General features: G+C 49.4%; 22 protein-coding genes. 13 read left to right on the plus strand and 9 right to left on the minus strand.

Annotated elements, in window-relative coordinates; genetic code table 11:
• Together selD and mnmH are read right to left on the minus strand one after the other, a co-directional pair.
• Window positions 1-1011 (minus strand): selenide, water dikinase SelD (gene selD, locus ACOJS8_RS13235; RefSeq protein WP_420149049.1); only part of this gene is annotated, 1011 nt, incomplete at its 3' end.
• The gene (mnmH, locus tag ACOJS8_RS13240; protein WP_420149015.1) at window positions 992-2059 is read right to left on the minus strand and encodes a tRNA 2-selenouridine(34) synthase MnmH; all 1068 of its coding nucleotides are present in this window, start codon (window positions 2057-2059) and stop codon (window positions 992-994) included. The genes mnmH and selD, both read right to left, overlap by 20 nt.
• Before the next feature lie 455 nt (window positions 2060-2514).
• On the opposite strand from mnmH, the gene ACOJS8_RS13245 reads away from it, so the two are divergent.
• The gene (locus tag ACOJS8_RS13245; protein WP_420149016.1) at window positions 2515-3396 is read left to right on the plus strand and encodes a sugar phosphate isomerase/epimerase family protein; all 882 of its coding nucleotides are present in this window, start codon (window positions 2515-2517) and stop codon (window positions 3394-3396) included.
• A 96-nt stretch (window positions 3397-3492) separates the two neighbouring features.
• Here the strand turns inward: ACOJS8_RS13245 and ACOJS8_RS13250 are convergent, their stop codons facing one another.
• Together ACOJS8_RS13250 and ACOJS8_RS13255 are read right to left on the minus strand one after the other, a co-directional pair.
• Window positions 3493-4659, minus strand: coding sequence for a glycoside hydrolase family 43 protein (locus tag ACOJS8_RS13250; protein ID WP_420149017.1), 1167 nt, complete (start codon window positions 4657-4659; stop codon window positions 3493-3495).
• Window positions 4660-4767: 108 nt separating this feature from the next.
• On the minus strand, window positions 4768-5307 hold the full coding sequence (locus ACOJS8_RS13255) for a DUF4269 domain-containing protein (protein WP_420149018.1): 540 nt from the start codon (window positions 5305-5307) through the stop codon (window positions 4768-4770).
• Window positions 5308-5394: 87 nt separating this feature from the next.
• On the opposite strand from ACOJS8_RS13255, the gene ACOJS8_RS13260 reads away from it, so the two are divergent.
• From ACOJS8_RS13260 to ACOJS8_RS13280, 5 genes are all read left to right on the plus strand, one after another.
• Complete coding sequence (locus ACOJS8_RS13260) at window positions 5395-5955, plus strand: DNA-3-methyladenine glycosylase I (RefSeq protein WP_420149019.1); 561 nt, start codon at window positions 5395-5397, stop codon at window positions 5953-5955.
• 13 nt (window positions 5956-5968) lie between these two features.
• Window positions 5969-6697: a carbon-nitrogen hydrolase family protein gene (locus ACOJS8_RS13265; RefSeq protein ID WP_420149020.1), complete on the plus strand. Its 729-nt coding sequence runs from the start codon at window positions 5969-5971 to the stop codon at window positions 6695-6697.
• Between the two features lie 68 nt (window positions 6698-6765).
• Window positions 6766-7164 carry an OsmC family protein gene (locus ACOJS8_RS13270; RefSeq protein WP_420149021.1) on the plus strand — a complete coding sequence of 133 codons (399 nt, stop codon included), beginning with the start codon at window positions 6766-6768 and terminating at the stop codon, window positions 7162-7164.
• A 133-nt stretch (window positions 7165-7297) separates the two neighbouring features.
• Complete coding sequence (locus tag ACOJS8_RS13275) at window positions 7298-7774, plus strand: MarR family winged helix-turn-helix transcriptional regulator (RefSeq protein WP_420149022.1); 477 nt, start codon at window positions 7298-7300, stop codon at window positions 7772-7774.
• Window positions 7775-7797: 23 nt separating this feature from the next.
• Window positions 7798-8298, plus strand: a complete 501-nt coding sequence (locus ACOJS8_RS13280) for a transposase (RefSeq protein WP_420149023.1) — start codon at window positions 7798-7800, stop codon at window positions 8296-8298.
• Window positions 8299-8469: 171 nt separating this feature from the next.
• Here ACOJS8_RS13280 and ACOJS8_RS13285 read toward each other — a convergent pair whose 3' ends face one another.
• The 3 genes from ACOJS8_RS13285 to ACOJS8_RS13295 all read right to left on the minus strand — a co-directional run bounded on the left by ACOJS8_RS13285 (window position 8470) and on the right by ACOJS8_RS13295 (window position 11599).
• Window positions 8470-9414 carry a DUF4886 domain-containing protein gene (locus ACOJS8_RS13285; protein WP_420149024.1) on the minus strand — a complete coding sequence of 315 codons (945 nt, stop codon included), beginning with the start codon at window positions 9412-9414 and terminating at the stop codon, window positions 8470-8472.
• Between the two features lie 191 nt (window positions 9415-9605).
• Window positions 9606-11012, minus strand: a complete 1407-nt coding sequence (locus ACOJS8_RS13290; protein WP_420149025.1) for a glycosyltransferase family 39 protein — start codon at window positions 11010-11012, stop codon at window positions 9606-9608.
• A complete protein-coding gene (locus ACOJS8_RS13295) occupies window positions 11009-11599 on the minus strand; it encodes a hypothetical protein (protein ID WP_420149026.1) in 591 nt (196 codons plus the stop codon). The genes ACOJS8_RS13290 and ACOJS8_RS13295 overlap by 4 nt, the downstream gene beginning before the upstream one ends.
• A gap of 130 nt (window positions 11600-11729) precedes the next feature.
• Here ACOJS8_RS13295 and ACOJS8_RS13300 point away from each other — a divergent pair, with 130 nt between their 5' ends.
• The 6 genes from ACOJS8_RS13300 (at window position 11730) to ACOJS8_RS13325 (ending at window position 17599) form a co-directional block, all read left to right on the plus strand.
• Window positions 11730-13736: a TonB-dependent receptor plug domain-containing protein gene (locus tag ACOJS8_RS13300; protein ID WP_420149027.1), complete on the plus strand. Its 2007-nt coding sequence runs from the start codon at window positions 11730-11732 to the stop codon at window positions 13734-13736.
• Between the two features lie 2 nt (window positions 13737-13738).
• Window positions 13739-14227, plus strand: coding sequence for a molybdopterin-dependent oxidoreductase (locus ACOJS8_RS13305; RefSeq protein WP_420149028.1), 489 nt, complete (start codon window positions 13739-13741; stop codon window positions 14225-14227).
• 7 nt (window positions 14228-14234) lie between these two features.
• The gene (locus ACOJS8_RS13310; protein ID WP_420149029.1) at window positions 14235-15317 is read left to right on the plus strand and encodes a cytochrome-c peroxidase; all 1083 of its coding nucleotides are present in this window, start codon (window positions 14235-14237) and stop codon (window positions 15315-15317) included.
• Window positions 15317-16054 (plus strand): molybdate ABC transporter substrate-binding protein, encoded by a 738-nt coding sequence (gene modA / locus ACOJS8_RS13315; protein ID WP_420149030.1) that lies wholly within the window; start codon window positions 15317-15319, stop codon window positions 16052-16054. Before ACOJS8_RS13310 ends, modA begins: the two co-directional genes overlap by 1 nt.
• 73 nt (window positions 16055-16127) lie before the next feature.
• Window positions 16128-16793 (plus strand): molybdate ABC transporter permease subunit, encoded by a 666-nt coding sequence (gene modB, locus ACOJS8_RS13320; RefSeq protein WP_420149031.1) that lies wholly within the window; start codon window positions 16128-16130, stop codon window positions 16791-16793.
• On the plus strand, window positions 16790-17599 hold the full coding sequence (locus ACOJS8_RS13325; RefSeq protein WP_420149032.1) for a sulfate/molybdate ABC transporter ATP-binding protein: 810 nt from the start codon (window positions 16790-16792) through the stop codon (window positions 17597-17599). Before modB ends, ACOJS8_RS13325 begins: the two co-directional genes overlap by 4 nt.
• A 46-nt stretch (window positions 17600-17645) precedes the next feature.
• Here ACOJS8_RS13325 and ACOJS8_RS13330 read toward each other — a convergent pair whose 3' ends face one another.
• Both ACOJS8_RS13330 and ACOJS8_RS13335 read right to left on the minus strand, forming a co-directional pair.
• Window positions 17646-17798, minus strand: a complete 153-nt coding sequence (locus ACOJS8_RS13330; protein WP_420149033.1) for a hypothetical protein — start codon at window positions 17796-17798, stop codon at window positions 17646-17648.
• A 92-nt stretch (window positions 17799-17890) separates the two neighbouring features.
• On the minus strand, window positions 17891-18991 hold the full coding sequence (locus tag ACOJS8_RS13335; protein WP_420149034.1) for a hypothetical protein: 1101 nt from the start codon (window positions 18989-18991) through the stop codon (window positions 17891-17893).
• A gap of 200 nt (window positions 18992-19191) precedes the next feature.
• Between ACOJS8_RS13335 and ACOJS8_RS13340 the strand changes: the two genes are divergently transcribed.
• Window positions 19192-20496, plus strand: a complete 1305-nt coding sequence (locus ACOJS8_RS13340) for a hypothetical protein (RefSeq protein ID WP_420149035.1) — start codon at window positions 19192-19194, stop codon at window positions 20494-20496.
• Window positions 20497-20518: the final 22 nt, after the last annotated feature.

The raw sequence follows: 20518 nt of genomic DNA on the forward strand, positions 1-20518 counted from the left end.
CTGAGGTTCTAGGTGGCCCAGACACTGGAACGGATAGCCCTGCTCGTTCAGCATTTGTTCGATAGCCTCTGCACCCTCCGGAGAAACTGCTACCAGTAACCCTCCGCTCGTCTGTGGATCAGCCAGAATGTATTTCTGTTTGTCTGTTAGAGGACCTATTTTATGGCCGTAGCTGGCCCAGTTTCGTTGGGTGCCACCAGGAAAACAACGTTGGTCGAGGTAATAATCCAGCCCGTCAATGACTGGTACGTTTTCAAACTCGACGGTGGCCGATAAACCGCTTCCCTCGCACATTTCGGAAAGGTGGCCGAGCAAACCAAAGCCCGTTACGTCAGTCATGGCTTTCACGCTCGCCAACTGCCCCAGGGTTTCGCCCAGCTTATTGAGAGTGATCATGCTACGTAACGCGATAGCCGCGTCGGAGGGCCGTAAAAGTCCTCTTTTCTGCGCCGTCGATAAAATGCCTACGCCCAGCGCTTTCGTCAGATACAACCGGCAGCCAGCCGTAGCAGTTGAGTTTTGCTTAAGCTGAGGAACGTTCACCAGACCATTGACAGCCAGCCCGAAAACGGGTTCCGGACAATCGATGCTGTGCCCACCGGCCAACGTAATTCCTGCTTCGGCACAAACGGCCCTTGATCCTTCGAGTACTTTCTGCGCTACGTCGGGCGGCAGCTTGTCGATAGGCCACCCCAAAATGGCGATGGCCAGAATCGGTTTGCCACCCATAGCATAGACATCGCTGATCGCGTTGGCCGATGCAATACGTCCGAAATCATAGGCGTCGTCGACGATGGGCATAAAAAAATCGGTTGTCGAGATCAGGGCGGTACCGTTACCCAAATCAAGCACCGCTGCGTCGTCACGTTTGTCATTGCCAACCAGCAGCCGTGGATCGGTTTGTACGGCCAGCGGGCTATGCAGAATTTTATCCAGGATAACCGGGCTGATTTTGCATCCGCAGCCCGCGCCGTGTGAGTATTGAGTCAGTTTAACTGTTGTATAGGGCATCATAAGTAGCCTGTTCAGGTGCTGAAATTGTAGAAGAAAATGTTACTAGCTGACGGGCGATAGACGTTACGTCGTTACCTCCTAGTTCTATTGTAAATACGTGGTCATTCGGTCGTTTGCTTAGCGCATTCCGATACGCTTTGTCGTAATAGACCAGCACTAGCCGGATAAAATCGTCCATTCGGTTTTCCTGAATGGCGGCAATGGCCTGTTTTGTTTGTAAAGGTCCCAGCCGCTTCTGAATACGTTCGGTGCAGGCAATAAGAAATTCGTTATCCAGCTTTCCGTATTCGTCAACCAGCGCATGGACACGACTTTCCTGATCGACTTTCATATCAATCAGAACAGCTTGCTGCATCTGTCGCCAGAACGGGTTCGGAATGATCAATTTGCCAATTTTCAGGCTCTCATCTTCCACCCATACGTTGCGGTGTCGATCCAACTTTTTCAGCTGGTCGGCCAGGTTGTTTTCGAACTGCTCCTGAGTTGGCTGAATGAGTTTATTGAGGGTGCCGTATGCTGAGCCCTGGTGTTGAGCCAGATCTTCGAGGTCGAGCACCTGTTCGTCCATTGTCCTGATCTGGTGAAGAAGTTTGGTTTTGCCCGAACCCGTCATACCGCCAAGAATGCATAGCGAGTAAGAGGTTTCAAACTGGTCCAGCACCCACCGACGGTACTGTTTGTAGCCCCCTTCGATCAGAAAAACCTCAAATCCATACAGGTCCAACGCCCAGGCCATCGCCCCGCTGCGCATACCACCCCGCCAGCAATGCATACCGATTTTTTTATCGGGTGCCATCGCCAGTGCCTGCCTGATGAAGCCCGACCACTTTGAGCCAGTGAGGTCGAAACCCAGCAAAATAGCTTCTTCCCGTCCGATCTGTTTGTACGTCGTGCCGACCTGTACGCGCTCTTCGTTGCTGAACAAAGGCAGATTGAAAGCGCCCGGTACATGCCCCTGCGCAAATTCGGCGGGGGTGCGTACATCGGCCAGTGGAATGGATTTATCCAACCGGAGAAAGTCGCTTATGGCTATGTTTTTTAGCATTCGTTTAACAGGTAAAAGAGCCAGGCCAGTAGCTCGATAATTAGTCAAAGCAGTTGTTAGAAAAATAGGTTTCTACTATTCCCTGAAAAGTCCGATGCGCTTCAATAGTGTGCATCTCTCAATTAATCTTTGTTCTAAAATAGAGTTGAAATTATCACTAAATCGTACTTATGAAAAACACGCTTTACTGAAAATGCCTCTAAACTACGCTAGCCCGTGTATTAGTGAGCGTTACGTGCTGTCGGACATAAAACGAGAACTTCGTCAAGGCAATTTTTTTTTGCGATATGCGGCTCATTGTCAACGTAGCGTACCGCAGTGATACGTTAAAAACATCTGCAGGCTCGCTACGTAGTTGAAAAGCCCAGGCGCAAGTAACAATTTGAAGGAAAGAACTTTATCGGATGAACAGCCTGGTGCCTGAATCTGCCGGGTAACGACCAACTCCAACGGCTATGACTGATATCGACAGAAAAACCTTCCTGAAAAAGATTTCCTTACTGGCGGGCGCGACGCTCGTTGCTGATGCTACGTTTGCAACGGACGTAGTACGAGAAAAATCGGCCGTCAAGCTGGGGTTTGTTACGTATCTATGGGGGAAAGACTGGGATTTGCCAACGTTGATTAAAAACTGTGCCGATACGGGTATTCTGGGCGTAGAGCTACGTGTGGAGCACGCACATAACGTAATGCCTAATCTGAGTGCAGCTCAACGTCAGGAGGTCAAAAAGCGATTTTCCGACAGTCCGGTTCAGTTAGTTGGACTGGGCACAAACCAGCAGTTTGATTACGTAGATCAAAACCAGCTGAAAGCTTCCATTGAGCGGGCCAAAGAATTCATCCGGCTCAGCGCGGACGTGGGTGGAACGGGCGTGAAGGTGAAACCCAACGCGCTGCATAAAGAGGTGCCCGTCGAAAAAACGATTACCCAAATTGGCGAATCCCTGAATGAGCTGGCTCGCTTCGGTGCTGACCTGGGGCAGCAAATTCGACTGGAAGTACACGGCGAAGAAACTCAGGAACTACCTATTACCAAACGGATCATGGACGTAGCGAGCCATCCGAACGCTACCATCTGCTGGAATTGTAACCCGCAGGATCTGAACGGCAAAGGATTCGAATCCAACTTCAATCTGGTCAAAGATCGGTTTGGCGCTACGTGTCATGTTCGCGAACTGGACAGGACCGACTATCCGTACCAGGCGTTGCTGAACAATCTGGTAAAAATGAATTACAACGGTTGGGTACTGCTCGAATGCCACACCAACCCGGCTGATAAAGTGCAATCGATGAAGGAGCAGCGGGCCGTGTTCGACCGAATGATCGCTAAGGCGTAAAGAAATTCAGCAACTGCCGTTGTTCAGTTATGATACGTAATAGTTGCCCGTTACCCGTCCTGATATTCGCAACGGGCTACTATTACAAATCACGTATTAATTGGTAGAAGCGGCCGTTTTCACGCCGGAAGGGAGTTTTTGGGGCGTAGTGGTAGGGCCCAAAATTTTTAGAATTCCGTTATTTACCTGCATACGGTCAATACAAACGACGCGTTCGTCGCCGGTTTTTTGGGTTCGGGCGTGGTAAACACAAAACATTTCTTTGCCGTCTGGCGAGTAGGCAATGCTGTTATGGCCTGTACCCGTCACTGAACCTCCCTGGTCGGTATTCTTCTGTAATACGGGATTATTAGCCGCTTTTTTAAACGGTCCTAAAGGCGAACTGGACGTAGCGTATCCAATGGCATAGTACTGCCCTCCAAAATGATTCGCTGAATACATAATGTAATACGTATTGTCCTTTTTGAACGTAACGGAGCCTTCCGTCCAGCGTCGGTTTACTTCGCGGGCAGTAACGGATCGGCTTTCCCATTCAGATTGCTTGTCGCTCAGGCTAACGGGCGGACGTAACAATAATAGCGGTTGCCCGATAACACCGGAAAAATCAGGTTTGAGTTCGACCCCATATACCCAGCTTTCTTCAATCTCCTTGTACCACCCTTTCTGACGGGCTAAGTTAGCGACTTCACTTTCGACCGCATGCTTGTAGCAGCAACGTGAATAATACAAATAGGTTTTGCCGTTGCTGTCAAAAAACACATTGGCATCAATGATGGGGTAGCCAGGATCAAAAACGGGTTTGTCGGTCAGATCAATGAACGGGCCGGTTGGCTTGTCGGCAACTGCTACACCAATCCGAAAATTTTCTACTTCCTTCGTTGGATTTACTTTCCACTGCGCGCTGTAGAACAGGTAAAATTTTCCGTTTCGCTCGTACACTTCCGGCGCCCAGTAAGCTCCGCCCCAACTGGCGTTTGGGTCACTCCATCCGTTTTTATTGTTGTGAAAATAGACCTGTCCTTCCGGCTTCCAGTTCACCATGTCTGTTGAGGAATAGGCAGAAAATCCCTTGTTAGCCCCACCGCCCGTACCGTACATATAGTATCGGCCCTGCGTGTATAAAACGTATGGATCGCCAAACTGGACCGGCAATGGATTGGCATACGTACTGTTGGTGGTGGCGACGGTTTGTGTCGTTTGAGCCGTTACGTGGCTTCCCGACACAGAAACGGTAACGATGAACAGGAACAGTAATCTCTTCATTGAATGAATGCTGCGAATTTTGTTAGTACTTACTGTATAAAAGAAAATTTTCGTCTGATTTAACCCATTGCCCATCGCCTTTTCTTACGTATGAACGGTGGTCGTAAGTCAGATCCGTTGCTCTTCAGCCGACTCATAAGCCAGCAATTCGATGTAAGGGTCAGCCCCAAGGCCGAGTAATTGGCCAAAAGCGGGCTCGGTTTTATAGCCCTGCTCCTTCAGGTCAATAATCGCCTGCCGAAAGGATTCTCCACGTTCGGTCAGCAGCTTGTGTTCAATGAGCATGTGCCGATAACCCATTTGCTGCCGGGTTGGGATGTTCTGGCCAAAGATTTCAATCGCAACGTTGTTCAGGCTGAAATTGGCTACCACCACTTCCTGGCCCGGCCTAGACGATTCTCGAATACTAAACGCGTTTTCGCTGCCAAAATAATCAACTACGGCTGTGTAAAACGCCAACCTGTCGGTCCAGTAGCAAATAATATCGAGGTCACTGGTTTCAATATCGATATTGATCGGTATGGTGCCTACCAGAATCGGTGTAAACGGCTGGAGCTTAGTCATAACCTCATGCCTGGTCAATACGTTATACGCTTCCCGTTGTCTGGACATACCATCTTTTAAATACTCAATTGTCTCGAAATTCATAGTTGTTACGTAAGCATCACAAAGAAACGCAGTTCGTGATTTCGTCGGCTATATGCCTTATTTTTAGCCCGAAAACAAACTCTGTTTATGTCCTACTGCCACGCCATCGACTTCATGCCTGACGAGCGGAAAGCTTTACACAAAGCGTATCATGACCACCTGTATGGCTTTCCTATTCACGACGACAACGAACTATTCTGCCGACTGGTGCTGGAAATCAATCAGGCTGGTCTGAGCTGGGAAACTATTCTGAAAAAAGAAGCTACGTTCCGGAAAGCATACGACAATTTTGACCTGAACACCGTAGCGGCCTATACCGATGCCGATCGTGAGCGGCTCATGAACGATTCGGGAATTATTCGTAATCGTCTGAAAATTAATGCGGCTATCGAAAACGCGAAAACTATTCTGAAGCTGCAGGAGGAATATGGCTCATTTCTGGCGTGGCTGAGATTACACCATCCCAAAACAAAGGCTGAATGGGTAAAACTGTTTAAAAAAACGTTTCGGTTTACGGGCGGTGAAATTGTGAATGAGTTTTTGATGAGCATTGGTTACCTGCCCGGCGCCCATTCTGCCGACTGTCCTATCTACGGTAAGGTAATGGAAAGCAACCCGCAATGGTTGAGCGACATGCAATCATCCTAAAGCCGCTGATGCAATGAAAATAGCCGTAGCTCAGACAAGGCCGATCAGAGGTGATATTCGGCGAAATATCGAAAAGCACACAGCGCTGATTGATCTGGCGGCTTCTGCTGGAGCCAGTATGGTTATTTTCTCCGAACTATCCCTGACGGGATACGAACCGGAGCTTGCAGGCAAACTGGCAACGTATCAGGATGATAGCCGATTTGAAGATATTCAGAAGATTAGCGATGCGAAGACAATAACTATTGGCGCTGGTATGCCGACAGTCAGCGAGTCGGGTATTCGAATCAGTATGCTCATTTTTCAGCCGAATTCTCCACGGCAGGTGTATTCCAAACAACATTTACACGCCGATGAATTTCCTTATTTTGTTGCCGGAGATCAACCCGTTTTCTTGACGAAAGGCAAGCAGAAAGTTGCCCTGGCCATTTGCTACGAACTATCGATTCCCGGCCATTCGGCATACGCTGTTCAGCAGGGAGCGACTGTATATGTAGCGAGCGTAGCCAAAACCCTGACTGGTGTTGAGAATGCAGGGCAAACCTTATCGAACATCGCCAATACGTGTTCAATACCTGTATTGATGGCGAACTGCATAGGGTACTGCGATACCTTCGAAAGCGCAGGAAACTCAGCCATCTGGAACAGCAATGGTGTACTGATCGGGCAGCTGAAGAGTACGGATGAGGGCATTCTGATGATCGATACGGAAACGCAGGACTTGGTCGAGAAATTATTGTAAATCAGCTACTTATAAGGCGATTGTGGCCTGTATTCTATATTAACCTTACTAGCAAAACCCTCACTGCCATGAAAATGTCGGCCCGAATAAAAAGCGAGTTTAATCAGCACGAAATCGTCGTACAAACCGATGAGTCGGCCAAAACGGTACAGATTCCAGTGAAACCATCCGGTTTTGGCTCATCCATCAATGGAGGTGAACTCCTTCTGCTTTCGTTAGCGACCTGCTTTTGCAACGATATTTACCGGGAAGCCAGCAAGCGAACTATCAACGTATCTGGTGTGAATGTTGAATTTATGGGCGAGTTTGGGACTGAAGGACAACCCGGATTCAATTTTACGTACAAAGCAAATGTAATCTCCGATGCGCCAGCCGCTGAAATCGAAGACCTGATCAACTACACCGATCAAATCGCCGAGATTCATAACACGTTACGACAGGGGCTTCGCATTACGTTGACAACCTAATACGTAACACTACGTAGTCAATCAAGTAATATGTTACGTTAGACAGGCTAAAAATTTATTTGGAAATAGGTCTGATTGAAATTATCTTAGACGCTAAAATAATTACTAGCTAAGATAAATTGAGTAAATTTCCATGAACAAGCAATTGGATGCTGAAACGATCTCGTCGATAAGTGATTTGGGGCGCTCGTTTTCAAATACCACGATTTTGATGCACGAAGCCATTGCTCAAAAGGTCGGTTTGTCGGGTACCGATCATAAGTATCTTGGAATATTGATTCAGAATGGACCGATGACGGCTGGTGAACTGGCCCAGCGGACAGGGTTGACCACCGGAGCCATTACCGGCTTGATAGATCGCCTGGAAAGAAAGAATCTGGCCAAACGGAAATTTGATGACGCCGACCGACGGAAGATTATCATCGTGCCAAACACTGAACAGGCAATGAGTCTGCTGGAGGAAATTTTCGCTGATCTGCAAGGAAAAATGATTCGCCTGCTTTCCCAATTCACCAACGACGAACGAAAACTGATTGAAAAATACCTGCTCTCAACGATCGACGTCATGAAAGATGTTACCCGAAACTTACAGACAACAGATACGGAATAAATACCTGCTAAATCACGATAAACATGATAACCGCTGATTACGTATCGAGAGCTGAAACATGGCTCTTTATTACTACGCTAATTTATTTTTTGATGAATGGCGCCCAGCTGTTCGAAACTGCCGTGATCGTTCCTAAATGGACAGCTTCACCCCCAGATTCCCTGCAGCTGTTCAAGGGTAAATACGGGCTTGATTTTAAGACGTTCTGGATAGCGTTGCATTCGGTTCACGAAATCACCTTTATCCTCGCCATCATTTTTTGCTGGCAGCTGGAAAGTGTCCGAAATGTGCTTCTGGTGTTATTTGGCATTCACTTCGCCGTTCGGGTTTGGACAATCCTGTATTTTGCTCCTGCGATTATGGAGTTTCAGAAAGTAGCCAACGTAACGAACCAGGAAGCCGACTTACGGCCACGGACAGCACTCTGGAAAAAATTGAATTACATACGGGTTGGCTTATTCGTCGCTGTTTCGTTCGGTCTTGTCCCGTTGTGCGTCTACCTAATCAACCTGAAGCTCAGTTAAAAGGCTGATTCAGTCGTAAGCCTGCCGTACCTAAGCGCCAGTTCCTAAGAAATCCGACATCGGAGAAGTGGCCACGTAGTGCGCCAAAACCGCTCATAAGGCCGTATTGTGCCCGTAACAATGGTTCCGCTTGCCTGAGTGATAGCGAAGGCGATGAAATAGTTGGCAGTGTCAGTGGGATACTACGTAGCGATATTTCTTTTTCTCGTTTTTCACCGTTTTCCAGGCTGTTTTTTTTAATTGACGGGCAAAAGCCGCGTCGACCTCTGCCGGTCGATACGTTAATTTAACGGGCGATTCGCCAAACAGGAAACTGTACCAGACAAGCCCTCCCAGGTAGCAGCCCGCAGCATTCGCATGGTGAGAGTCGAATGCCAGTTTGTCTTTATTCCACCAATATCCCACGTGCAACGAATGCGTCTGGTCGGGTAGTGAAGGCGATGTTGCCTGTCGAGGGTCAAACTGGTTATCAGCCTTGTACGCCCATTTCGAACTTGAGTTGATACGCCAGAACGCATCCCCATTCGGTATAATCGGAATCGATAATTCGTCGGCAATCGTGTGGTAAGCGGCTCTTAGATGCTCCCACATTTGTTGGGCATTCTTCGCCGAATCGCCCTGAGTAATCCGGCTGAAATCCTTTGAATCGGTACGATATGCCCAGGTTTCATGAAAAACAACCGTAGCATTGGGCTGCAGTTTTTTTACGTACTCATACAGTTTCCGGGCGTAAGGCCGATACGTTTCCACATCGCCGGAAAGGATGGATGCCTGCTGGATGGTTACTACGTCCCACGTTCTCTCCGCCAGCAGCGTTTTCAGCGATTTTCCGCCATAGGGTTTGCCTTTCGGGTCATCAGGATTCTGTTCGGAGGCTTCGGCATGGTCCCAGTGCCTTTGCAATGAACTGCCGCCAATTTCGGCGCGTCCAATCACCAGAGCGTGACCGCCTTCTTTGCTCAGCTCCGGCAGATACTTCGACGCATTTTGTGAAAAACTATTCCCAATCATGAACAGACGTAGTGGCCGTTCTGAATCATTATTTCGTGACTGCGTAAACGCGACTTCAACCGAGAGAAGTACTAGAAAAAAGACAAAGGAGTTGCGTTTGATCATATTTGAGCTGGCTAAATCTAATTAAAACACTTATGTCGATTCTCTACCCATTATTAGGGCAACTTCCCGCTATAGACTCAGCTTCTGAATACAGACGAAAACGTGAGGTGAAAACGAATCTTGAATTCTGGTTCACTCCACCGGAAGCCCAGAAATTAGCAACGCCGTATAAACAGTTTTTACGTATATTATCAGCGTTCCACAAATCGGGCAGATGGCACTTCCCATTTATATAACCAGCCCGACAGCCATTGGAGCAGAGACGTACTGCCTAAGTAAACATGCATCAGCAGTAGCAGCTTAAAGAAACCCCGCCGGAACGTGTAGGGAATGTTTGCGCCGTCAACATGGAGAATGAGCAGGCAAAACAGTACATACATACCCAGAATCCAGACAAGGATCGGCAGGCCCTGTTTATCGCGAAAAAAGATGAAATTCAGTAGGGTAAGCGCGAAAAATACATAAACGGCGTAGTTCCAGTAATCGACATCAAAAACCACCTGCGTGTTCATTTTTACGACGGTGATCAGCAGTTGGCTAAAGTAGTTTTCTGAGACAAAATGAAACGTACCAGGGTGAGCATTGGCAGGTAGCGCTACGTATCCGCGTAAAAAAATATAATTCCAGAAAACAACCGGCAGCATACAAGCGGCCAGCAACACCCCAGTCTGAAGAATAGCCGTACGTCGTGAGGAACGTAGCGATCTGGTAAAAATAAGCAGGCAACCAATGGGTATGAAGAAAATCGTTTCGGTACGTGTCCAGCAGGCGAGGGCAAAAAATAACGTACTGGCAAGGAACGTACCGCGTTTGCTCGATTCCAGATAGCGTTGCAGCAATAGAACGCCTGAAACAAAAAAGGCGGCATTTGCCCAGTCAGTCTGGACCAGAAACGTATAGGCGAACAGTTCAGGGCTAAAGGCCAGCAACGTAACGAGCAGCCCAGCCAGCAGCGGATGAATTCGCGCACGCAGTTCGGCGTAGAAAAACAGCCCGAAGGCGATAACCAGAATCGTCAGCCAAAGTTTCCCGAATGCAAAGGGGCCAATGCTATCGGCCGCCAGCAAATAAAGGATCTGTTGCATGGCAGTGAATGGTGCATAGAACGGTTGGTTGCTGAAGACGGACACCGATGGTAAATGTTCCGTAAAAACCGACGAAACCAGCGTTTTTTCCCGAACAGCGAACGTAGCAACCAGATCTGGTCCAACGATCATGTCGAACGGCAGATTTGGAAACCAGGCGCATTTCCAGGCGCTGATAAATAGCAGATACGCCCAGAATCCGACGAAAGGAAGCTCACAAAGACGTAGTGAAAGCCGATTCCAGGTGAATATGTCCCGTAGATACGTTACCTGGCCACGTAGCAGTAGAAGCGAAGCAATTGCCAGAAGCGCCAGGCCAGTCTGCACGGGCGCTAACGAAATGGGAACATGGGCAAATTGCAGCACAAATGGCAAGACAGAACTGATTCCCAAACCAGCGAGCATGGATACGCCTGTCAGACTAAGCCCATTGGCAACCACCCGAAGCCTTGTCATCAGCCCGAAACCCGTAATAAACTGCGTAAGAATGACGAAGAAAACAGAAAAACTCATCGGGTTGACTTGTAATAGGCTTTGGCCTGTTCGGGTGTGTAAGCAAAGAAATGTGGATCGTATTTTCTGAATTCATTCATGACCAGCGTGCGGTTATGCGGCTTGAACGTCAGCAAAAAAATCTTGTTCTCATACACCCAGAACGTGTGCGTCGCCCGTTGCAGCAGCGAATCAGGAGCCGTCATTTCGAGCAGATGGACCGATTTGCCCAGATGGTAATACAATACGCTCGGATAGAGCCAGTTGTAGCCGGTTTTCTTCCCCTGCTCATAAGCATTTCGAATCAGGTAGCGTTGGGGAGGAATCAGAAAATAATCGTTCGGCTGACAGCGCTGCTTAATCAGTTCGGTGTAGGTGTATACCTCGTCATAACCTTTTTGTCGGCGCGTCGCTACGTCGGTTTGTTTGCCCAGGGTCTGGCGCTGCTCATCGAACCTGCCAACCGTTCCGGTGAGCCATTCCTGGTTTCTGGGTAGCCAGATAAGCAGGCTTAAAAACCCAATACCAGCGAGCAGATACAGACTCTGCACACGCCAGTAGTGTTTGTGGGCATCCGGGGCAGGGGATTCGTGGGGGAGGGTCGTCATAACGTAGTGTCGCGAAAGCCGTCGGGCGAAGATAAACAGCAAAGCCAACTCAGAATCCACTAACTGCGTCTAACTTTCGCCGACAACGTTATATTTGTAAAAATATAACGCCTTTCTCTTTCTCGACTGCATGCTAAAATTTACTCACGTGACCGCGGTAGCGGGTTTGTTAATGGGTTCAACACTACAATCGTCTCTGGCACAGCAAATTGATACGTCGGGTGCAGGCCGGATATTTAGCCTGGGTGAGGTGACCGTGCTGGGACGGCGAGGAAGCGATTCAATCAACTCGGCGCTTAGCAGCCGCATCGAAGCGTTCAACCGGCTGGATGTCGGGCGGGCCCTGAATCTGTTGCCCGGCGTTACGTTGTCAAGTGTTGGCGCGCGTAACGAAACGATGGTCTACGTACGCGGTTTCGATCTGCGGCAAGTGCCAGTTTTTATCGATGGCATTCCGGTGTATGTGCCCTACGATGGGTATGTGGATTTAGGACGATTTACTACGTTTGACCTGGCCGAAGTGAACGTAGCGAAAGGGTTTTCGTCGGTCACGTATGGACCCAATACGTTAGGTGGAGCCATCAATCTGGTGTCGCGTCGGCCGCAGAAAAAACTGGAATTTGACGGACGCGCTGGCCTGCTCAGTGGTCAGGGGCATCGCCTGAATCTTAACATCGGCACCAATCTTGGGAAGTTTTATATCCAGGGTTCAGCGTCGCAACTTAAGCAGGAGACATTTCCGTTATCGGCGGATTTTGTAGCGCAGCCGCAGGAAGATGGTGGTGATCGGGCGAATGCGTACCGAAACGACCGGAAATACAGTCTGAAAGTCGGTTTCACGCCCAATGCTACGGATGAGTACACCGTCAGTTACATCAACCAGCACGGCAGTAAAGGCACACCCCCTTATGTCGGCAGCGATTCCCGGCAAGTGGCCCGATTCTGGCAGTGGCCTTACTGGGATAAAGAAAGCTGGTATTTCATTTCCCGAACGGCCCTTTCGTCCAGTAGCTATCTGAAAGTTCGCCTGTTTTACGACAAGTTCAAAAACCTGCTGAGCGCTTTCGACAACAATACGTACACGACGCAAACGCGGGGTTCCTCGTTCAACAGCTATTACAACGACGATACCAAGGGCGGCTCGATCGAATATGACAACCGACTGGCAACCGCCCACAACCTGAAAGCGTCGTTTCATTACAAACAGGATCGTCACCGCGAAAACAATGCGGGTGAGCCAGTACGTACTTTCATTGACCAAACGCTATCGGTAGGTGTTGAAGAGGTGTGGACGCTGAGTAATCGGTGGTCGCTTGTTCCCGGAGTCAGCTATAATAGTCGGCAAAGTTTACGGGCGGAAAATTACGAGAGTGCAACCAAAACAATCTCATCGTTTCCGGGAAATAACAGCGATGCGCTGAACGCCCAGATAGGTCTGTTTTATAGTCCTGCCACGCAGCGCCAGCTCAGTCTGACGGTAGCGAAGAAAACCCGCTTTGCTACGGTGAAAGACCGGTATTCGTACCGAATGGGGGCCGCCATTCCGAACCCGGATTTGAAAGCCGAATCCGCACTGCATGTTGAAGCCGCTTATGCTGAGCAGATTAGCTTGGGCAGACCCGGCCGATTTTTGGCGGTACAGGCCAGCGCGTTCTACAGCAGCTTAACGGATGCGATTCAACAGGTGAACAATGTTCAGCCGGGTGTGTATCAGTTCCAGAATACGGGTCGGGCCGAATTCTACGGGGGCGACGTATCGCTGAACGTACCCGTCAGTATGGCGTTTCAGACGGGAGCGCAGTATTCGTACATTCACCGCGAGAACCTGAGCAATCCGGAGTTGAAATTCGTAGACGTACCCGATCATAAAGTGCTTGTTTATGCGCAGGCTCAGATTATCCGTCGAATCGCCTTAATCGGAAGCGTGGAGTATAACTCAGATCGATACAGTACCAGCTATGGTACGCAGGCCGCCAGTTTCGTAGTTGCGAACGCAAAAGTATCCGTACGGTTGCAGCGCTACGTTAGTCTGGAAGGGGGCATCAATAACATCTTCGACCGGAATTATGCGCTGGCCGAAGGCTTTCCCGAACCAGGCCGTAATTATTTTGTCAACTTAGTTATCAGTAATTTATGAAAATGAGATACAATTCTTGTTGGCTTTTTGGCGTAATCTCCTTTGTTCTTTTGTCGCTGACCAGCCGTGCCCAGACCATCTCCATTTCTGGCGAAGTGACGAAGCCGCTTACGTTACAGGCTGCTGAACTGAAAGCGATGCCCCATACCGACGTAATGGCTACAGACCGCGATGGCAAAGAGCGTAAATACTCGGGCATACCGCTTGTTGACCTGCTGAAACAGGCGGGCGCTACGTTGGGGGCTGATCTGCGCGGTGAAAACCTGACGAAATACGTGATTGTCAAAGCAGTAGACGGGTACGAAGTCTTATACGCTTTACCCGAAATTGATCCGGAGTTTGCGACACGAACCATTATACTGGCTGATAGCGTCGATGGCGCTCCGCTGGCGAAGGGCGTTGGTCCCTATCGGATGGTAGTGCCGGGTGAGAAAAAACCGGCCCGCTGGATTCGGGAAGTGAAGTCGATTGACGTGCGATTTGCCAAGTGAAGAACTCATGCGAAACGGGATAATTGGTCTTGCTGGCGGAATTATATTGGCCAGCGTATGCGCCTGGACAGTGGCCGACGACCCTGTGCCGACCGGGCCTTATTCGCTACGTTATCCGTCGTCGTTTGGGGGGCGATTTACGATTCCGGCGGATAATCCGACTACGCAGGAAGGAGTTTACCTCGGGCGGATGTTGTTTTACGAGCCCAAACTTTCTTCGTCCCAAACCATTTCGTGCGCGAGTTGTCACCAGCAGGAACGTGCTTTTACCGATGGCCTGGCACGTAGCGTGGGCGTAAGCGGAAAGTTTACGCAACGTAACAGTATGTCGCTGGCGAATTTACTCTGGGTGCGGCAATTGTTCTGGGATGGTCGGGCAAATAGCCTGGAAGAACAGGCGCTGGTGCCGCTTGGCCATGCTGATGAAATGGGGTCGAAAACCGGCGAAGCTGCCCGAAGGTTACAGAAAACAACGCTCTATCCAACCTTATTCAAGCAGGTTTTTGGCTCGGATACGATTACCGATGGACGTATCGGAAAAGCTCTTGCACAGTTTGAACGTACGCTGATTTCGGCCAACTCCCGCTACGATCGGTATTTGCAGGGAAGTTATCAGCTAACCGAAGCTGAGCAACGGGGCTTACAGCTTTTCAACTCGGCGCCCTCAATGGAACGTAACGTTCGGGGCGGAAACTGCGCGCACTGTCATGGCGGTCCGAAATTGTATCAGGAAGTTTTTCACAACAACGGGCTGGATCAGAAACCAGCAGATGCCGGTCGGCAGGAAATTACCGGGCTGGATTCGGATAAAGGGCGTTTTCGTGTGCCGACGTTACGTAACATTGAACTTACCGCGCCGTATATGCACGATGGCCGACTGGCTACGCTGATCGACGTACTGGATCATTACAGCGAACACATTCAAAATAGCCCGACACTCAGCCCCGAACTGCCAGGCGAAACAAACGGCTTTCATTTGACCAACGGTGAAAAAAAAGATCTGATTGCGTTTTTGCGATTGTTCACGGATAGTACGTTTATCCAGAATCCACAGTTTTCAAATCCGCACATGAAAAAAATAGAACGCTGATGAAAAAACTAATTCTTTTCCTGTTGTTGTTCCCCCTGAGTGTATTGGCGCAACCACTACGTGTGGCGGTGGCGGCCAATGCGCAGTTTGTGATGGAGCAGCTCAAAACGGCTTTCCAGAAAAAAACAGGTATTGACGTCGAATCTATCGTTAGCTCCTCCGGTAAACTGACAACGCAGATTCAGCAGGGCGCACCGTACGACGTTTTCCTGTCGGCTGATATGGAATACCCGCAAACGCTGTACAAAGGCGGTTTAACCACGGCAGCGCCCGCTATTTACGCATACGGTTCACTGGTTTTATGGACGAATGGCGACTTGCCTGTAGATGCCAGCCTGAAGGTATTGTCCGATCCAAAGGTACGGCATGTCGCTATAGCCAATCCCGCAACGGCTCCGTATGGTGAAGCGGCCATTGCCTATTTGAAGCACAAAAAAATGCTTGATCAGGTGCAGCCCAAACTTGTGTATGGCGAAAGTATTTCTCAGGTCAATCAATACGTATTGTCGGGATCGGCGGAGATAGGTTTTACAGCGAAGTCAGTTGTGCTCGATCCAGGGCTGACCAAGCGCGGGCGTTGGGTCGATCTGCCCCAAACTGGCTACGCGCCCATTGCACAGGGGGTAGTTATCCTGAAACGTAGCACACAGGCCAAAGCTGCCGGGCAATTTCTTTCCTTTTTGCATAGCCCGGATGCCCGCCGTATTTTACAGCAGTTTGGTTATCGAACAAAGTAGTGATGAGATTACTAACGCGTCCAAAACCTGCTGGCGTCAGCGAACTCATCGTTCATCACTCATCGTTTTTGTTATGCCCATCGATTGGGAACCTATCTGGTTGACACTGCGCCTGGCGGGCGTTACGACGCTCCTGCTGCTGATGCTTGGCGTACCGCTGGCTGGTTGGCTGGCCCTGAGCCGGTTTCGGTTGAAACCCGTTGTGGAAGCCGTCATTAGTCTGCCGCTGGTGCTGCCGCCTTCCGTCGTTGGCTTTTATTTATTACTGGCCTTCAGTCCGACGAGTAGCTTTGGGGCCTGGTTGTTACGTATCGCGGACCTGCAATTAGTTTTTTCCTTCGAAGGTTTGGTGGTAGCCTCGTTGTTGTACAGCCTGCCGTTTATGGTACATCCTATCCAGGCCGGGCTGGAAAATCTGCCGGTCTCCTGGCGTGAGGCATCGTACACGCTCGGACAATCGCGCTTTAAAACATTCTGGCGGGTTCTGCTGCCCAATTGCAAACCAGCGTTATTGTCAGGTATTGTTCTCACGTTTGCGCATACCATTGGCGAATTTGGCTTGGTGCTGATGATCGGCGGCAACCTGCCGGGCGAAACACGTGTGGCCTCCATTGCAATTTACGACGAAGTCGAACTGCTTCATTTTCAAACGGCTCATGCCTATGCGGCCTTGTTGCTGGCCTTGTCATTTGCGATTCTGCTGCTGGTGTACATCATCAACAAACGTGTAACGGTATGATTGAGATCGATGTCGTTATGCCGCGCTTATTTACAGAAGGAGCCCGTGATCTACAGGTAAAGCTTGCCCTGGAATCCGGAAGCCTGACGGCTTTGGTTGGTCCTTCTGGTTCGGGCAAAACCACAGTGCTACGTCTGCTGGCCGGGCTGGAAATACCGCGTCAGGGACGTATTGTGATCGATGATTCGGTATGGCTGGATACATATCAACGTATTAATTTATCTCCTCAGAAACGTTCTATCGGCTATGTTTTTCAGGATACCGCGCTGTTTCCGAATATGACCGTTCGTGAAAACATTACGTACGCTGCCCCACAAAATGAGCCGACGCTTGTGCAGCAACTCATCGAAGCGACGGGGCTGGAAACGTTCGTGAATCAAAAACCGATACGTTTGTCGGGTGGGCAGCGCCAGCGGGTTGCGCTGGCGCGTGCGTTGGTGCGTCGACCCAAACTGCTTTTGCTCGATGAGCCTTTTGCGGCACTGGATGCACCGGCTAGCCAGATGCTACGTCAGGTAGTACGCGATCTTCATCAATCCTGGGGAACAACAACGCTATTGGTTAGCCATCACGAAGGGGATGTTCAGGCATTAGCCGACCGCGTTGTTCGGCTTGTGCAGGGACGTATTGAAACGGACGAACAACCCTCTGTAATGGATCAGGCTGGGCGGAGAGTTGAACGGATCGTTAGGATAGACTATGACGAACAACGACGAATCTGGCTAGTCGAAACAACGTTTACTACGTTGCAGTCAAGCAATCCAATATGGGGGAAACGTAGCGTTGGCGACGTATTTTATACGTAGATACCTTCTAACTGTAACGTAGTGAAATCCGCAGGCAAAAGGATGGCTAAAAGTTAAAGGTACGTTCGGCAACGATGATGTTGACAGTAAAAAACAGCATGATGATGGCTATTACCCAGATAACCCACAAAATGGGAGGGTATCCCCAAAATCCTCTCTGGCTGAAAAGGGAAGACCAGGTGGCTAGTAGTTTTCGCATGGGGTAAAGATACTTAAAATGGCCACTCACATTTAATCGTGCCGTCGCGAAATTGAAATGCCAATCAGGTAAGACGCTTATGAACCATCTGGCTAAGGCTGAATCGTAAGCCCCGTCTGGTCGGCAAACAGGCCCTGAATTCCCCAGCCGCCAAACGTCTCAGACACGGCCAGCCAGAGTTCATTTTTGCCTTTCTTCAGGTCCAGATAAATGTCGTCGAAGTAGCCGATGGTACCCAGAAATCGGTAATCGCGGGAAAGAAAGGCATCCTGACCGCCGTAAACCAGCTTTCCATTGACGTACACCCAAACACGATCGCTGAAACCCAACTGAAGTTTCTTGATCTGGGGTTTGTCAGATGTCAGCGTTACTTTAGCAAAAACGGTATTGTTTCCTTCGCTCAGTTTGCTGATGCGCGATAGATTGACGACCCCCGAACTCTCGACGGATAGATTCGTCCACGATAAGTTCTTCGCCAGATCCTGCGGAATTGTAAAGCTGTTGGCCACTCGCTTTTCGTCGAACGTACTGGAAACCTGCCAGTTCAGGATTGTCCCCGATTTGGGCGCTTTTTCTGGTTTGAACGTACCCAGTAACGTAGGCGTATCGGTTTTTGTGTACTGAAAATTGGCAAAACGTGTGGGAGCAGGAGCGCCATTATCCAGACTGATACGTCCTGCTTGTACTGTCCGTTTGAGTTGATGAATCACCAGAGCGGGTTTCGTTTGATCAGCTATGTATACCTCCGCCCGCGTGTTCAGCACAACCAGTTTCAGGTGTACCCATTCCTCCAGCGGATACGTAACGGCTGTTGAATAACCATCACCGTAGTAAAGTTGCCAGGAGGCCTGTTCATTGAAAACGGGCGTGTACTGAATGGCGTCGGGATTGCCTAGCTGATGTGGCCGTAAGTACACTTGTTCAAGGTTTCCCTTATCCCGAAGGCGAAAACCAACGCCGGGAAAGTAACGATTTTTCGAAAGGGTCATGTCAAATTCAATAACGCCGTTTCGGAAGGTGCTGTCTTTCAGATAAATCGAGCCGTCTGTCAGGCGGATGCAGTCTTTTCCCTGAAAGGTTTCGCGTTCCAGTTTACCGGCAATATCCCAATACGTAGCGTCGAAAGGAATCGCGGATTGTGCCAGCACGTAATGACCGGCGAATAGCCACAAGATCAACCAGATTGATTTCATGTAGTAATGAGTTTGGTGAGTTTAGACGTTTAGAAAATTCGAATGGAGAGTCAGGTACGTCAGCCAGTTTTCATCGTTTGTTTCAGTACATTTGATCAAAGCGAAGCAAACTTGTCGTTATACACATGGATTAGCGATTCAAGGCTGTTCAACTTCTATTCAAGTTTGCACAAACCCGTAACGGGCTGATAAAAGCGGATATGGTAACCCAGCAGGAAGATCAACAACTGACTCGGTGTCGGCGGCTGATCGAAGAAAAAGTAGGGTGGGGAAGTGGCGAAGAGTGGGCCACCCAGGACTTCGAACAACTCAGCGAACGTATTGCCGAACTAACGGGCGTATCGTTGAGCGTAACCACGCTTAAGCGCGTATGGGGTCGGGTAAAATACGAATCGGCGCCGACCACAACTACGCTCAATACGTTGGTTCAATTTGTTGGATACGCAAACTGGCAGCAGTTTAAAAACACACCACCCACTCAGTATGCACCACCGGAAATCGCTCCGGAAAGCATAGCTACTGTTCCGAAATCAGTTCGTCGGCCTGCACTACGTCGCTGGTGGCTGGGTATCGGGCTTTTTGTCGGGCTGATTGGCGGTTCCATATTTTTTCTAAACTACGTCAACCATCGGCCACTCTCGCCGGATATGTTTTCGTTCAGCAGTCGATACGTAGCGAGAGGAATTCCGAATTCAGTGGTATTTCATTACGATGCCACAGCTTCGCCAACTGATTCAGTCTTTATTCAGCAATCGTGGGACCCTAGACGCCGACAGCTCGTGCCCAAGGATGGGCATGAACACACCTCCATTTATTACTATCCGGGCTATTTTCGGGCTAAACTGGTCATTGGCAGGCAGATCGTTCAGGAGCATAACCTGATGATTCCGTCGGACGGGTGGTATGTGGCCATACAGCAGGAGCCTGTGCCGGTTTACCTTAAGTCTGAAGAGGCAATACGTGGCGGTGTATTAAGCGTACCCGTCTCCCTGATTCAGCAACAGAATATTCCGATGCAACCCAAACCGCCAACCATTCAGTATCGGTACGTTCGGGAGTTCAATGGGCTGCAGAGCGACAATTTTACGTTAGAGACCCGGGTGAAAAACGATTTCAAGCAGGGTTCATCAGTTTGTCAGCGCGTTAATCTGATGATTCTCTGTAAAAATGAATACTTCGCGATTCCATTGTCGGCAAAAGGGTGCGTAGGGGATTTAAACCTTTATCTGGCCGGATATTTTGCGGAGTCTAAAACCAACGATCTGTCGGGCTTTGGCGCTGATCTATCGCAGTGGGTCGACGTACGTTGCGAGGTTCGGGACAAAAAAGCCCAGGTGTTTGTAAATGGCAAGAAAGCATACGAAGGGCGTATTCCATCAGAGGCTGCGGATATTGTCGGCATCAGCTATGACTTCGAAGGAACGGGTTCGGTCGATTTTGTTCGCTTCACAAAACCCAATGGTAAGGTTGTTTTTGACGATAACTTTGCCAATGCGGTGCAATGATCACAGTTCTAGGTGCGATCAC

It is taken from the genome of Spirosoma sp. (genome assembly GCF_048594605.1).
GTDB lineage: Bacteria > Bacteroidota > Bacteroidia > Cytophagales > Spirosomataceae > Spirosoma.

Coding starts and splice junctions, on each gene's coding strand:
- mnmH (WP_420149015.1), bottom strand. CDS start 2,059: ATGCTAAAAAACATAGCCATAAGCGACTTTCTCCGGTTGGATAAATCC.
- ACOJS8_RS13245 (WP_420149016.1), top strand. CDS start 2,515: ATGACTGATATCGACAGAAAAACCTTCCTGAAAAAGATTTCCTTACTG.
- ACOJS8_RS13250 (WP_420149017.1), bottom strand. CDS start 4,659: ATGAAGAGATTACTGTTCCTGTTCATCGTTACCGTTTCTGTGTCGGGA.
- ACOJS8_RS13255 (WP_420149018.1), bottom strand. CDS start 5,307: ATGAATTTCGAGACAATTGAGTATTTAAAAGATGGTATGTCCAGACAA.
- ACOJS8_RS13260 (WP_420149019.1), top strand. CDS start 5,395: ATGTCCTACTGCCACGCCATCGACTTCATGCCTGACGAGCGGAAAGCT.
- ACOJS8_RS13265 (WP_420149020.1), top strand. CDS start 5,969: ATGAAAATAGCCGTAGCTCAGACAAGGCCGATCAGAGGTGATATTCGG.
- ACOJS8_RS13270 (WP_420149021.1), top strand. CDS start 6,766: ATGAAAATGTCGGCCCGAATAAAAAGCGAGTTTAATCAGCACGAAATC.
- ACOJS8_RS13275 (WP_420149022.1), top strand. CDS start 7,298: ATGAACAAGCAATTGGATGCTGAAACGATCTCGTCGATAAGTGATTTG.
- ACOJS8_RS13280 (WP_420149023.1), top strand. CDS start 7,798: ATGATAACCGCTGATTACGTATCGAGAGCTGAAACATGGCTCTTTATT.
- ACOJS8_RS13285 (WP_420149024.1), bottom strand. CDS start 9,414: ATGATCAAACGCAACTCCTTTGTCTTTTTTCTAGTACTTCTCTCGGTT.
- ACOJS8_RS13290 (WP_420149025.1), bottom strand. CDS start 11,012: ATGAGTTTTTCTGTTTTCTTCGTCATTCTTACGCAGTTTATTACGGGT.
- ACOJS8_RS13295 (WP_420149026.1), bottom strand. CDS start 11,599: ATGACGACCCTCCCCCACGAATCCCCTGCCCCGGATGCCCACAAACAC.
- ACOJS8_RS13300 (WP_420149027.1), top strand. CDS start 11,730: ATGCTAAAATTTACTCACGTGACCGCGGTAGCGGGTTTGTTAATGGGT.
- ACOJS8_RS13305 (WP_420149028.1), top strand. CDS start 13,739: ATGAGATACAATTCTTGTTGGCTTTTTGGCGTAATCTCCTTTGTTCTT.
- ACOJS8_RS13310 (WP_420149029.1), top strand. CDS start 14,235: ATGCGAAACGGGATAATTGGTCTTGCTGGCGGAATTATATTGGCCAGC.
- modA (WP_420149030.1), top strand. CDS start 15,317: ATGAAAAAACTAATTCTTTTCCTGTTGTTGTTCCCCCTGAGTGTATTG.
- modB (WP_420149031.1), top strand. CDS start 16,128: ATGCCCATCGATTGGGAACCTATCTGGTTGACACTGCGCCTGGCGGGC.
- ACOJS8_RS13325 (WP_420149032.1), top strand. CDS start 16,790: ATGATTGAGATCGATGTCGTTATGCCGCGCTTATTTACAGAAGGAGCC.
- ACOJS8_RS13330 (WP_420149033.1), bottom strand. CDS start 17,798: ATGCGAAAACTACTAGCCACCTGGTCTTCCCTTTTCAGCCAGAGAGGA.
- ACOJS8_RS13335 (WP_420149034.1), bottom strand. CDS start 18,991: ATGAAATCAATCTGGTTGATCTTGTGGCTATTCGCCGGTCATTACGTG.
- ACOJS8_RS13340 (WP_420149035.1), top strand. CDS start 19,192: ATGGTAACCCAGCAGGAAGATCAACAACTGACTCGGTGTCGGCGGCTG.